The sequence below is a fragment of the Winogradskyella sp. SM1960 genome (assembly GCF_020179375.1).
Classification (GTDB): Bacteria; Bacteroidota; Bacteroidia; order Flavobacteriales; family Flavobacteriaceae; genus Winogradskyella; species Winogradskyella marina.
This window is the reverse complement of sequence record NZ_JAICBG010000009.1, coordinates 132,591-145,076: the sequence shown is the minus strand read 5'-3', so window position 1 is coordinate 145,076 and position 12,486 is coordinate 132,591. Positions and strand designations below refer to the sequence as shown.

The window sequence follows — 12,486 nt, the reverse complement described above, 5'->3', positions numbered from 1 at the left end:
TAAATGCCAAAATTCATTCTTTTTAATGGTCCAGTTAATGTCTTTAAGAATACATCGCTCTTCATAAGTCACATTAATATTCTTAAGCTCTACGAGCACGTCTGGAATGTTGGTATACGTTGTTATTGGTGGTGGAATTACCTTATCAAAAACAAACTCCGTTTTCTTAAATTGATAAGCTTCAAGAGGGACTACAGTTTTAAGTTCAGCGTTTTTAAATGTAATTACATGCGTCATTATGGGTAAGAGATCATCTTGTCTGTTAAAAATAAATACAATAGGCATGGCATTAGACAACTCTAATAACTGCTTTTTTAATGCAGAAACAGCCGCTTTGTCTAAGGTTTCATACGGATTATTTAAGACGATGAAATCAGGCTTTTGTTGTAGTAGATACGCCAACAATGCTTTTTTTTGCTCACCCGTGGATAAGGTTCTAAGACTTCTGTTGTGTCCTGCGGTGAGCTCAAAATTATCGTGTTTGTCTTCCTCTTCAATGTATTGATCTAAAACGGAATTTGAAAATAAGACCCCTGTTTTGCCTTCTAATCCTGGTAATTTATAGGCGCCACTTAGTAAGGGTGTTAACCAATGTCGTTGCGGTGAATGCGATGTTTCTTCAATGGCATAATGGTGTGGTGCGCGTGTCATGTAGTTTCGGGTTGGGGACGTATGGCCGTTTAATTATTTGAGGTTAGCGTATGTTTTATATCATATTTAGAGCACTAATTTAGTAAATAGAAGTCAGAAAAGACACCTGCTTAGGGGTTTTGTAAGTAGGCAAGAACGACGCCTTTGATTATACCATTCTTATGCTTCTAAGCTAGCGTCACCAATCTTATTATTAGTGATACTACTCACTTACTTTGGTTTATTATGCTATAAACTTGTTTTAAGCTACTTATAAGTATGGTATAACCACGCTATAACCTGTATTGATAAATTTTGTATATTGCTGTATTATAGGCGTTTAACTTAAATTGTGGGGTTATGGCAAAACAGACGGGAATTATCCCTTTAGTAGGGACGTTGAATGGTATTAATTTTTATTATTTGAATGGTCAGCCAATTGCACGAAAAGCGGGTGGTGGCTTTACGAGAAAAGCGATAAAAACGAAGGCTAGCATGAAACGTGTACGTGAAAATGCCAGTGAGTTTGGGCATTGTTCTGCGGTTAATAAGGCGTTTAGATCTGTGTTGGCTCCGTTTTATAAAGGGTATAGGTTTACGCATTTTCATAGTCGATTGATGAGCTTGTTTACACGTATAAAAGCCTTAGATACGACCCATAAACGTGGGGAACGCACTGTTGCTGATGGGATAGGACAGGCGGAAGGTCTCCAATTATTAGAACAATTTAGCTATACACCAGCCTGTGCTGTACGGCAGGTTTTGCCTTTTGAGTTTGGTGTGTCTGACATTGATTTTACGTTGACCATTAGTGATTTTAATATTGAGCAGGTGGGTTTTGCGGAAGGTGCTACCCATATGGCACTGACTTATGGTGTTTTGGATTTTGATTTTGAGCATTTGGATTATGCCTTGCATTTGGCTCCTTCTATGGTTTTAGATCGTGCTTATGCTAGTTCTACTTTGGCTTTAACACCTGATACGTTGCCTGGTGGCCTTGGTACTACGATTTGTGTGCTTGGTGTGCGGTTTTACCAAGCGGTGGATGGTGCTTTGTATGTTTTGAATGCTAAAGATAGTGTTGGGATTGCGGTATTGAAATGTTTGTAGAGGGTTGGAGGTTGCGACTGTTTGTTAATTTATTTTGAATACGTTTTGTATGAATTTTTACGTGAGTGTGTAAGGTTTAATTCGTCTGTTTACTTCGTTCAGGTGTTGCTAGTACTAGCAACTAATTTAGAAAATAAAAACCGAATAGAAAATCTGCGAGAATTTGCTTAAGTAGGCTAGGACTAGGAATAAATTATGAAATGGCATGTTTAATCTTTATCACTCTAAATTTATCGTGTTTTTGCATTTCGGATAATTTGTACAACCTAAAAAGTTTCCATATTTCCCGGTTCTCTTTGTCATAAAGCCACTTTTACAACTTGGACACAATAAAGTGTCCTCTAAAATTTCTATATTATTAAATGTCTGGTTGCAACTTGGATAATGTGAACAGCCTAAAAATTGATTGTTTCTATATGCGTTTTTTCTAATTACAAGATGTCCTGTTTGGCAATATGGACAATTTGTTTTGCTTAGCATCTCATTGTTTGCAATAGATAAAGCATCATTGTCGGTTATTAGTTCCTCAGCAAATAGCGACACATCAGTAGGAATCAGTAGCACGACTTCATTTTTTGTTCTTGTTAACGCCACATAAAACAATCTGCGTTCTTCTGCAAAACGAAAGGCTTCATCATCACTGAGTAATAACGACAACATAGGGTCGTCAGTCATTTTGTTAGGAAAACCAAGTAAGTGATTTTTAAGGTTTAATACGATAACGTTGTCGGCTTCTAGTCCTTTTGATTTGTGTACTGTTATGTATTTAATGTCAATAGCTTCAAAGCCTTTTATTTCTAGTTTATTACTGCGTTCGTAATACTTTATTTTACTATGAGCTGTGAGTTTAATAAATTCATTGATATCAAAACTATGGCGACCTAAAACTAAAATAGGTTTGTTGCCGTTTTTATCTATAATGGCTTGTACTTCATTTATGAAAACAGCTTCGGCATTATCTTGTGAATAATAAACGAACTTAACCGGGTTTTCTAAAGGGGCTTTTTTAGATTTAGGATTCTTTTGAATTTGTTTGTTGTTCTTTAGTACGTATTTAGAGGTTATATCAACGAGTGCTTGCGAGTTGCGATAGGTTTGCTCAATAAATAACTGTTCATATTTACCCACATATTTCTCAAAATTGCTAAATAAAGAAATGTCGCTACCTGCAAAGCGATAAATGGATTGCCAATCATCCCCAACACAAATTAGTCTTGCGCCAGATAATTCTCTAATTTCTTTAATGAGATTGAAACGCGCATATGAAATGTCTTGATATTCGTCAATGATAATATGCTGATAGGTGTATTCTGGTGTATTGACTTTGATGAGGTTAGTGGCTTGATTTATCATATCATTAAAATCAATTTCACGTTTCTCTTTTAGTGTTTCGTCATATTTTTTTAGAATAGGCATGGCGAATTTTAAGAAGACTTGTTGTCTTTCGCGCATAAACTTATTTGTAGCTCTGCGTTTATCTGAAAATAGGGCAACTATGGCGTTGTCATCTAATTGTCTTGATTTACACAGGTTGATAAAAGTACTTAATAGATTCGTTATTTCTTTACCAAAGTTTTTGTCCTTCTCGCTGACTTTTGAGTAGATACTTTGTGTATCACGTGGCTTAAAAACGACATTTTCGTTTTTAAGCATGTCTTCTAGTTTTTCAAGTAAAACACGATCTCGGTTGTAATAGGAATAGGTTTCTAACAGTCGGGTTTCATGTGTGACATGTTTTTCTCTTTTTAACTCCATTTCTGCGATGTATTTCTGCTCATTAAATGGAGTTAGCCATTTCGCTCTATTGTTTTCGTCTACACCAAAATGCTCTAAATAGATATCGTAATCCGTTAGATAAAAGTCTGGTTGGTACATTACATCACCAAATGGGTATGGTTTTTCATATTCGTATGCAATACCATTTAAGTATAAAAAATTGGCGATAGTCAATTCTTCAACGCTTTTTACTTTTTCACCTTGAATGGTGTCAAGTGAGGCTTTTGCCACTTTGTTAAGTGGTTCTGGTTCGCATTTCGCTTTTAAAGTTTCAAAATCAATACCTTTTTCGGTATCTAGTTTTTCACCTAATGACTCAAAGCTGTCGTTTGCTTCAGGAATATTCATGTAACAGGCTATATACACAATGTATGCTTCTAAGGCTTCTGCATTATTAAAGATATCTGATTCTAAATAGGTTTTAATCACATTATACAATGTGTTTTCATTGGTTACCGCAGGCACCGTTGTAAGGTGTTGTTTTATGGTGTCGTAGCCAAGTTTATGAAAGGTTGTGGCTCTTGCCCCAAGTCCTATGTTTTTTAAACGTACATTTAATTCATCGACGGTTTTTCTGGTAAACGATAAGAGTAAAATGTTTTCAGGTTTTACATTTTTCTGTTCTAATAGGTATTTGACTTTACCGAGAATAGTGAGTGTTTTTCCTGAACCAGCACCTGCAATAATGAGGTTAGAATATTCGTCTGTTATGACTGCTGTGCGTTGTTGGTCGTCTAATTTTTTTCCTTCGATGTCATCAAAATAGAGGAGAAGCTGTTCCTTTTGCGTTTGAACGTAGTTTTTATTGTAGTTGCTTATATAATTATCAAATTTTTGAAAAACCGTATTAAACCGTTCTACACGTTCTTCTTTTTTGTAAAAGCGCGATTTGCCTTTAAAGTATTTACCAATAGTGGAAAACTTGGTTATTAGTTGGTCTCGCTGTACCCAAGTTACATAATCGTCTAACCTATCTATAGTATCAAAAAATAAGTTGATTTCTTGTAAATAAGCGAGATACGTTGGTTTTTGATATTTTTTGTTTTCTATTAGTTTTAGATAAACAATTAGAATACTGGCTATTAATATAAAAAGGATAATTAGGAGCCAAGTCATATTTTTATGTTAGGTTTTCGGATTGATTATGTATGCTTTTATTCAAGGGTAAGATGTCTTGTTTGTTGGTGTCTAGGTGATTAGGGTTCTAATTTAGTGAATTAAAATGGAATAGGGAATTCGAAAGTATTTTTGTAAGTACCTCAAAAACACTTAATTATTTAGTAAAAGTGTACTTTTTAAATTTTAATTCTTTTAAACTACTTTATATAACATGAAAATAAAAGTACTTAACGGATCTCTTGAATTAAAACCTTCATGAGATTCAAATAGAGTTTGTTCTAAATTCCAACCTTGTTCGATACAATAATTCAAAGCATGGACTTGTGAATTAAATTGCATGACCGCTCCATTCTCATTTCTTATTAAATCTTGAGCTGCTCCGTTTTTATCTTTTTGTAAAGACTTAAATGTTCCTTCATTGAGTCTTGCTCCCCAAGTTTCATCAGGAGCAGTTCCATGCATCATTCCTTTTCCCATAAATGTTAAGATTGCATATTTTTTCATGTTAGGATATTTATTTTAGACAATAATTTTTTTGAGTTTTCTTGCTACTTTTTAGTACTCTACGGTTTTTTGTATGATTTCGTTGTGTGTTTAAGCAATAATGTTAGCAAATAAATCACATATAGAAATCCGCCAGGACATGCGTAAGTAGGCTAGAATTAGCAATGAATTATACACTGTGTTGTGCTTTCGTTATTTTTCCATTCAGCTGATAGCGTTGGCAAAGACATAATCTTTTACGATTTTGGGCTTGTGTGTTGGCTGAAGCGAATTGCAAATGTGTATGGCTTATGAGTTGGTATTAGATCTTTCAATTTTTAAGAGATTTTTTTAATTCGGCATAATGCTTTTCATCCAATTTTAATTCTATCATAAGGTCAGCTACTGCGTTTTCAATATCACAAATTAAGTCGCTATTTCTAATCATTCGGTCAATGTTGTTTGCGTGACTAAAATAGTGTAATACCTTTAAAATTCTTTTTGACCTTTCTTCACCCCAAAGTTTATCAGCTCGTTGGTCGACAGTTGAAGAACTATTTCCAGGAAGTCTTGAATAAGTATAAAGCTCTACAAATCTTCTTACTGCATTTGGAATGCCCATTAATGTTGAATAATCACCCTTATTGTTACTCTTGTTAAAATTATATAACTCTTCAAATAAGAAATGGTATTCGGAAGAATATTGCTGAAGTGATTTAGGGAGTTTTTCAATTACAGATTCATTTTTATTAATTCTACGAATTTGATAAAAGAACTTTTTAAGAAAGTTTTTAGAAGTCGGTAATTCCTTTAACAAAGTGAAAAAGTCAAAGTTATGAGTTGAAACAAAAAGTTGTTTGCACCTTAGTTTCCAAGCATTATCATCATTTTTATTGCAAAAAAAGAAGCCTTTTAACGTTGCGTTTACTTGAAAAATATGGTTGCTATCTAAACTTGAAATTGGGTCGTCAATATATACTATTGTTTTATCAAAATCTGTTATTTCCTTTAATTTAGTTAAGAAGAAAGAAAAGGCAATTGCTGTTTTTTCTCCTTCACTAAGATTCTTTGCTTTTGAATTCTCACGTTTTAAAGTGAATCTATCTTTTCCTTCTTCTTTTATAACTTCAACCTTAATCTCATCACGACCAAGAAATTGCGAAATATATGTATTGATTTGTTCTCTCCCTTTTTGTGCTTTACTAATTTTAGCTTCTAATTGGTCAATATCAATTGTTAGAGCATCATTCAGTTTTATAAAGTTTTCCACTCTAGATGTATAAACTTTGATTTTCTTCTTTTTCTTGCTAAGTTGAATATCATCTATAAATTCAGCAGTATAGTGTTTTTTTAAGGATTCTATAGATTTTGACTTAGCGGTATCAAACTTATTAGTTTGCTCATTATTTGATGCAATAATTTCATTGAAGTTTTTTATATCAACAGCTAAAGCGGAAGTACAATCAATTACTTTATTTAGTTCTGTTATTTTTTCAAAAGGCTTATCAAATTTAGTTTTAGTTATCTTAATAAGATTTTCAATTTGATTATTATAGTTTTTTATGGATTCCTTTTTTAGTTTGTCATTCACAACATCAAACTTAGACCATAAGTCTTTGTAAAAATCTCTTTGTGTGAAATTGGGAGTGTTTATTTTTGAATCGGTTAAAGATTCAATGAGTTTTGTTAATTCAGCTTTGTGGTTTTTCAAATCTTCAGAAAAATGAGCCATTAAATCAGTCATACGATTCTTATCTAATGTATTACCACAAAATTCACAAGATGTTTTTTCTGTATGTATGGGTAAGCCTTTTTCAACCCAATTTGCAACTTCTGGGTTCTGTATAAAATATTCTATGGTTTTTGATAATTCAGGAACTTCTTTAACTAGTGCTTTTACTTTTTCAATTTTATCTGTCAATGAAAGAGTAGGGCTAAATGATGATAATATTGGAAGTTTGTCTGTATTTGATGCAGTTGCAATTGAGAGTAATTTATTTACGTCTGATGTTGAGAGTAAATGCGGTTTGTGATTTGATTTTATAGCATCAAATGTTGATTTAATATGTGTTCTGGTATAGGCAGAAACTAATTGTAGAGTAGTTTTTATTTGACTAGCTTTATTAGTTAAGCCGTTTAAAATATCACTATTCAGTTTTGTAATTACTCCATTTACTTCATTCTTTTTTTTATTATACCGATTTTGCTTTTCAGTCTTTTCTTTAATTGCTTTTTCAGCTTTAATGGCGTCCTGCCCTAAAAGAAGTACTTGAATAGCATCAAAACTTGAGCCATCCCATTTTAGGTTATCTTTTACAAAATCTGCATTAAAAATGCGAACTATTCGGTCGTCAATACTTTGTGTTTGTTCATTAAATTTATCACCATTATGGTTTTCGAGTTCAAATTGTGCAGTACTGTAATCAGGATTTTTTTCTGTTCTTTCAAAGTGTTGAAAAATTCTTGAAACAGTTGTTTTTCCAGAGTAATTCCAGCCATAGATAATATTTAAATTTGCAAAATCTTGAATGTCTCCAGCCCTTCTGTAATTTTGAAATACTCCGAAATTTTTAATGTGGTTGATACGTTTTATCATTCTAATATTTCATTTTTCATATTCAAAGCTGTTTGTGCGGCTGGTTTCCTTAATGAAGCACAACTTGTTATATATAAATATTTATCATTCATATCCCATAAATAAAACCTATTATAATAGTTTATTTATCTTTCTGAGGTAACATTAACAAATCTAATTGTTTTACCTCTAAATATCAATACGTAAAGTTACGTATAGGTTTCGTTATCAACAGCCAAGTTAATGGCTTCTTGTTAAAAGTACTTACGGTAAACCGTAATGCTTAAAAATCTAATACACAATAACCAATAACCAATAACCAATAGCCAATAACCAAATTTCAAAAAACCACAAAACCACCAAGCTTTCGCTAAGTGGTTTTTAATTTTATATTTAGATAATGTTATAAAAAAAGAGCTTTTATTTTTGCTGTTACATTAGTATATACAAGCTGCAGGCATAATTCGTGAGGATTTTTGTAAGTAGGCTATAACTCGCCATGAATTATATTCGGTGTTGGCACAGTTTTTTTCTTAACTAATAAGATTTTAGTTTCCGTTTACTTCTTTAAATTCAGATTCCGAAATAGTTCTTTAAATTATTTCTGTGCTGATATTTAATTGAGTTCGTTTGATTTTGGACAGTATAATTTAAAAAAGAGTTTTTCTTTCCGCCTATTATATTCAATTCTGCTTTTTTTTGCTTCTAATTAGGAACAGTTTTGAAATTTCCGAAAATTAAAGACGTAAGTAAAAGTCCGATTCCAATTCCGATAAAAGAACCCTCTGCAAAATCAGTCAATGTAAAAAAGTGAGATAAAATTTGTGAAGTTGCAATTACAAGCATTCCAATTGATAATAAAATTAATGCTCTTCTTTTCGTTATTTTTTTCATTTGATTTTAGATTTTAAATAATTAGTATCTCAATATAAGTATTTGTTACATTAAGTTTTTAGTTTCGCACGTTTTGCTAAATTGTTGCTAACTCGTTATATCATAACTTGCATCACTCATATTCCTCAAGTTTATCAGGTGATCATAAAAGTTTCATAGCCTAAAGTCGTGCACCACGAAGTTAATTATATTTCTTTTAAATCTTACGTAACGTTACGTATAGGTCTTGTTAGCAACAGCCAAGTTAAAGGCTTCTTGTTAAAAGTACTTAGGGTAAAACGTAATGCTTAAAAGTTAAAATCCAATATTCAAATTCCAAAACCTTGTAAAACGCAAAAAACCACCTAGCTTTCGCTGAGTGGTTTTCAACTTTATATTTAGAAAATGTTATAAAAAAAAGAGCTTTTATTTTTGTTTAAAATAGGTTCTAAATGTAGATATGTCATTTTATTGTGAATAAAACTGACAATTTTTCAGGGTTTTGGTGAGTTTACATATGATAATTGCTGTAAACAGCATTAAAATTGATTTTGGTATTTAATTTGTTTAAAGGTTAGTGAAGTCGTAAAGATTTCAAATTTGAAATAATGTTTAATTTAAATTTTTTTATTATGAGCAATTTAGCAACTGTTCCTAAAAATGGAAGTTTAGCGAACAACAATTCAAATCACAACTTTCCAACTTTGTCAGATTGGTTAGATGACATCTTTAATAGAGACTTACCATCGGTATTTACTTCAAATTTTAATACTGGGATTACTTTGCCTAAAGTAAATATTAAAGAAACTGCCGATGCTTTTATGGTTGAAATGGCAGTGCCAGGTTTAAAGAAATCAGATTTCCAAATTGACCTTGATAATGAAGTATTATCTATTTCTGCGGAATCTAAGGAAGAAAGTGAACATAAGGAAGAAAATTATACGCGTAGGGAGTTTGGTTATTCCTCGTTTAAAAGAACCTTTAATTTACCGGAAAGTGTAAACGATGAAAAAATTAAGGCAAATTATGATAATGGTATTTTAAATATTCTTTTACCAAAAAAAGAAGAGGCTAAACAAAAGCCTGCCAGAAGCATTAAGATTTCATAATTAGTTCAGAAAATTTTAGAATAAAGATTAAAAAGGGTGCTGATTTTTTTCAGCATCCTTATTAATAATAAGTTTAATTCTTTAAAATTATATTGTTATGCCAAGAAAGTTTAAATCTGGGGAATGGGTAACAGTTAAAGGACAACTTATCTCCCCAACAATGCAAGTTATCAAATATGTTCCAAAAAAAGATTCAATATTTGGTTTTGTTGATAATGACAGTTATTTGGAATGTGTATGGTATAAAAATGGTGAAAGAAATTTAAAAGTATTCCACCAAAACAGATTGATTAAAAAGATAGGCACTGGTCGTTTGTTCAAAACATTTAAAACAAACCCCAAATTAAGTTTAACATAACATCTAAAGTGATGAAAACGTATATTTTATTATTTTTCGTTAGCTTGTTTAGTGTTAGTTGTAGTTCACAAGGTAATGAAACTAAAAAAGTTGAAAAAGAAGATACTAAAACTGACATCGTTGATGCTCCTAAAGGGTCTTGGACAGTTGATAAAGAATTTGATGAAAACGGCAACTTAATTAGATATGACAGTATTTATTCTTGGTCTTCTAACGATAAGTACGATCATCTCTCGTTGTCTGATAAAGATAGTTTGATAGCATCTTTTAAATCGAGATTTTTTACAAATTATTCAGGATTTGAGAACCAAGGGTTTTCAGATGTTTTTTCTCAAGATTCACTTTTTAGTAAACAATTCTTTAATGATGATTTTTTTGGAAGTGATTTTGGTAATGACTTTATGGACATTGATAAGTTAAGGCAACAAATGATTGCAAGGCAGAAGCGGTTTTTAGAAAAGTATCAATCTAAATTTATTGCACCTGAAGACGAAAACTAAATAGTTTTCGTCTTTTTTTTTTTTTTTTTTTTTTTTTTGTCTTGAGAGTTTGGAGTTTTATCGCGTTGCTAACAAGTTGGTTGTGTGTGGTTAGTTGTGTGTTTAAGCACTAAAGTTAGCAAATAAATCACAGATAGAGAGTCCGCGAGGACTTTCGGTAAGTAGGCTAGAACTAGCAATAAATTATATATGGTGTTAGCACCAGTTTTTATTTTTTCGCAACATTTTTCGCAAGTTCAATCACTTTTTTAATTGTGTTGTTCAGTTCCTTTTTTCGCCAGTTTATGTATAAATCTATTTTTTCTTCTAATTCTATAAACTCAACATTTTCTGCTTGAGCCGATTTAAACGACAATGGCAAAATAGAGATTCCAAGTCCTTTGGAAACGAGATTCATTATCATTCCTCCAAAATCCGATTCAATTATGGTTTTGGGTTCAATTCCATTTTTTGAAAACCACGACCTTAATAACGAAGCAAAAAAAGTGGTTTGGTGCAAACCCGAAATAATAAACTTTTCGTTCTCTAATCTAGTCAAATTCTTTTTGTTTAACCTATGGTTTTTAGGGACAACCAAACAAATTGGTTCAGAATAAAGTTTTTGAGAGTCGATATTTGCATTTTTAATTTTATCTCTGCTAAATGCTATGTCGGTTTGAAAGTTTAATAAAAGCTTTTCGTGATTTTCGTCTATCGGTTCAGTTAATTCTATTTTTAAATCAGGTAGATTATTGCTTAAAACCTCCAAGAATTTTGGTAAAAATTCATAAGCGATAGAACCCGGATACGTTATAGAAATAGTTCCTGCTTTTCCTTCGTCAATTTTTTTTGCCTGTCTTATTATTTGGTCAAACTCTTTAATTTCCTCTCTCCATTGTTCTTGAAGAAATTTACCCGCATTTGTAAGCTTGACATTTCTCTTGTCCCGTTCAAAAAGTTGTATTTGTAGTTCATCTTCTAAAGCTTGGATTTGTCTGCTTAATGAAGACTGTGATATAAAAACTTTCTCTGCCGTATTCCAGAAATGAAGTTCTTTGGCAAGAACTAAAAAATATTTTATTTGTTGAATTGTCATAATTAATGCTGTTTTTGCATTAGTTGGTCAAAAATATGTATTTTTTGAAGTAAATTAAAACTGTTTCTTTGTTGAAAATATTTTATTAATTTTAAAAGATAGAACACAATGGGAATTGAAAATTTAATGACATTTATAGTGACGGCTTTGTTTTTTATTATGACGCCAGGAATTGACACAGTTTTCGTTTTAAATAAATCTATAGGTCAAGGAAGAAAGTCAGGTATTTATGCAACGTTTGGCGTAAATACGGGTGTTTTGGTGCATACGTTTTTTGCTGCATTAGGTTTGTCTGTTCTTATTGCAAAATCTACTATTGGGTTTAGTTTAATTAAATTTCTCGGTGCAGGATATCTGATTTATTTGGGTTTTTTAAAGTTGAAGAACAAAGAGGGATTTTTTTTAGCGGATAATAAAAAGTTTAGCAGAAATTCAAAAAATGATTTCTGGTCTGGATTTTTAACTAATACTTTAAATCCGAAAGTTGCATTATTCTTTCTGGCGTTTTTTCCTCAATTTATTAATGTAAATCAAATGGATAATCCTATTCCGTTTCTATTATTGGGAATAACTTATGCCTTAATTGGGATTGTATGGTTTTTGATTTTGACATTATTCGCTAGTGTTTTCAGTCAAAAGTTAAAAAGTAATCCTAAATCAGGACGTTGGTTAAATAAATTGAGTGGTTTGGTTTTTATAGTTATGGGAATAAAAATAGCATTAGCTAAAATTTAAGTTTTCGCCCGATTTCGTTATTCATCGGGCGTTTTTTTTCAAATTGGTGCTAACGGTTTTGTATAAGATTAGTTGCGTGGTTAAGCACGTAATTTAGCAAATACAAACCGAATAGAAAATCCGCGAGGATTTTCGTAAGTAGG

Annotated in this window: 10 protein-coding genes and 1 pseudogene; 5 read left to right on the top strand and 6 right to left on the bottom strand. The window is 31.7% G+C overall.

All coding sequences use genetic code 11. The annotated features are described in order from the left end of the window. Positions 1-651: pseudogene (locus tag K1X16_RS16985) on the bottom strand (hypothetical protein); the annotation flags it as partial. A 474-nt stretch (positions 652-1,125) separates the two neighbouring features. Here K1X16_RS16985 and K1X16_RS16980 point away from each other — a divergent pair. Beyond that, entirely contained in the window at positions 1,126-1,740 is a 615-nt protein-coding gene (locus K1X16_RS16980) for a hypothetical protein (RefSeq protein WP_225037273.1), read from the top strand. A gap of 219 nt (positions 1,741-1,959) precedes the next feature. On the opposite strand, the gene K1X16_RS16975 is transcribed toward K1X16_RS16980, so the two are convergent. The 4 genes from K1X16_RS16975 to K1X16_RS16960 form a co-directional block, all read right to left on the bottom strand. After that, positions 1,960-4,632 (bottom strand): UvrD-helicase domain-containing protein, encoded by a 2,673-nt coding sequence (locus K1X16_RS16975; RefSeq protein ID WP_225037272.1) that lies wholly within the window; start codon positions 4,630-4,632, stop codon positions 1,960-1,962. Positions 4,633-4,827: 195 nt separating this feature from the next. After that, on the bottom strand, positions 4,828-5,139 hold the full coding sequence (locus tag K1X16_RS16970; RefSeq protein ID WP_225037271.1) for a hypothetical protein: 312 nt from the start codon (positions 5,137-5,139) through the stop codon (positions 4,828-4,830). 310 nt (positions 5,140-5,449) lie between these two features. After that, positions 5,450-7,714, bottom strand: a complete 2,265-nt coding sequence (locus K1X16_RS16965) for an AAA family ATPase (protein ID WP_225037270.1) — start codon at positions 7,712-7,714, stop codon at positions 5,450-5,452. Between the two features lie 684 nt (positions 7,715-8,398). Continuing rightward, complete coding sequence (locus K1X16_RS16960; protein ID WP_225037269.1) at positions 8,399-8,587, bottom strand: hypothetical protein; 189 nt, start codon at positions 8,585-8,587, stop codon at positions 8,399-8,401. 611 nt (positions 8,588-9,198) lie between these two features. On the opposite strand from K1X16_RS16960, the gene K1X16_RS16955 reads away from it, so the two are divergent. The 3 genes from K1X16_RS16955 to K1X16_RS16945 all read left to right on the top strand — a co-directional run bounded on the left by K1X16_RS16955 (position 9,199) and on the right by K1X16_RS16945 (position 10,533). Then, positions 9,199-9,675, top strand: a complete 477-nt coding sequence (locus tag K1X16_RS16955) for an Hsp20/alpha crystallin family protein (protein ID WP_225037268.1) — start codon at positions 9,199-9,201, stop codon at positions 9,673-9,675. Positions 9,676-9,772: 97 nt separating this feature from the next. Further along, positions 9,773-10,033, top strand: coding sequence for a hypothetical protein (locus K1X16_RS16950; RefSeq protein WP_225037267.1), 261 nt, complete (start codon positions 9,773-9,775; stop codon positions 10,031-10,033). An 11-nt stretch (positions 10,034-10,044) separates the two neighbouring features. After that, complete coding sequence (locus K1X16_RS16945) at positions 10,045-10,533, top strand: hypothetical protein (RefSeq protein ID WP_195871361.1); 489 nt, start codon at positions 10,045-10,047, stop codon at positions 10,531-10,533. A 208-nt stretch (positions 10,534-10,741) separates the two neighbouring features. Here K1X16_RS16945 and K1X16_RS16940 read toward each other — a convergent pair whose 3' ends face one another. Continuing rightward, the gene (locus K1X16_RS16940) at positions 10,742-11,608 is read right to left on the bottom strand and encodes a LysR family transcriptional regulator (protein WP_225037266.1); all 867 of its coding nucleotides are present in this window, start codon (positions 11,606-11,608) and stop codon (positions 10,742-10,744) included. A gap of 108 nt (positions 11,609-11,716) precedes the next feature. Here K1X16_RS16940 and K1X16_RS16935 point away from each other — a divergent pair, with 108 nt between their 5' ends. Further along, entirely contained in the window at positions 11,717-12,343 is a 627-nt protein-coding gene (locus K1X16_RS16935) for a LysE family translocator (RefSeq protein ID WP_225037265.1), read from the top strand. Positions 12,344-12,486: the final 143 nt, after the last annotated feature.

Coding starts and splice junctions, on each gene's coding strand:
- K1X16_RS16960 (WP_225037269.1), bottom strand. CDS start 8,587: ATGAAAAAAATAACGAAAAGAAGAGCATTAATTTTATTATCAATTGGA.
- K1X16_RS16965 (WP_225037270.1), bottom strand. CDS start 7,714: ATGATAAAACGTATCAACCACATTAAAAATTTCGGAGTATTTCAAAAT.
- K1X16_RS16950 (WP_225037267.1), top strand. CDS start 9,773: ATGCCAAGAAAGTTTAAATCTGGGGAATGGGTAACAGTTAAAGGACAA.
- K1X16_RS16940 (WP_225037266.1), bottom strand. CDS start 11,608: ATGACAATTCAACAAATAAAATATTTTTTAGTTCTTGCCAAAGAACTT.
- K1X16_RS16975 (WP_225037272.1), bottom strand. CDS start 4,632: ATGACTTGGCTCCTAATTATCCTTTTTATATTAATAGCCAGTATTCTA.
- K1X16_RS16980 (WP_225037273.1), top strand. CDS start 1,126: ATGAAACGTGTACGTGAAAATGCCAGTGAGTTTGGGCATTGTTCTGCG.
- K1X16_RS16945 (WP_195871361.1), top strand. CDS start 10,045: ATGAAAACGTATATTTTATTATTTTTCGTTAGCTTGTTTAGTGTTAGT.
- K1X16_RS16955 (WP_225037268.1), top strand. CDS start 9,199: ATGAGCAATTTAGCAACTGTTCCTAAAAATGGAAGTTTAGCGAACAAC.
- K1X16_RS16935 (WP_225037265.1), top strand. CDS start 11,717: ATGGGAATTGAAAATTTAATGACATTTATAGTGACGGCTTTGTTTTTT.
- K1X16_RS16970 (WP_225037271.1), bottom strand. CDS start 5,139: ATGAAAAAATATGCAATCTTAACATTTATGGGAAAAGGAATGATGCAT.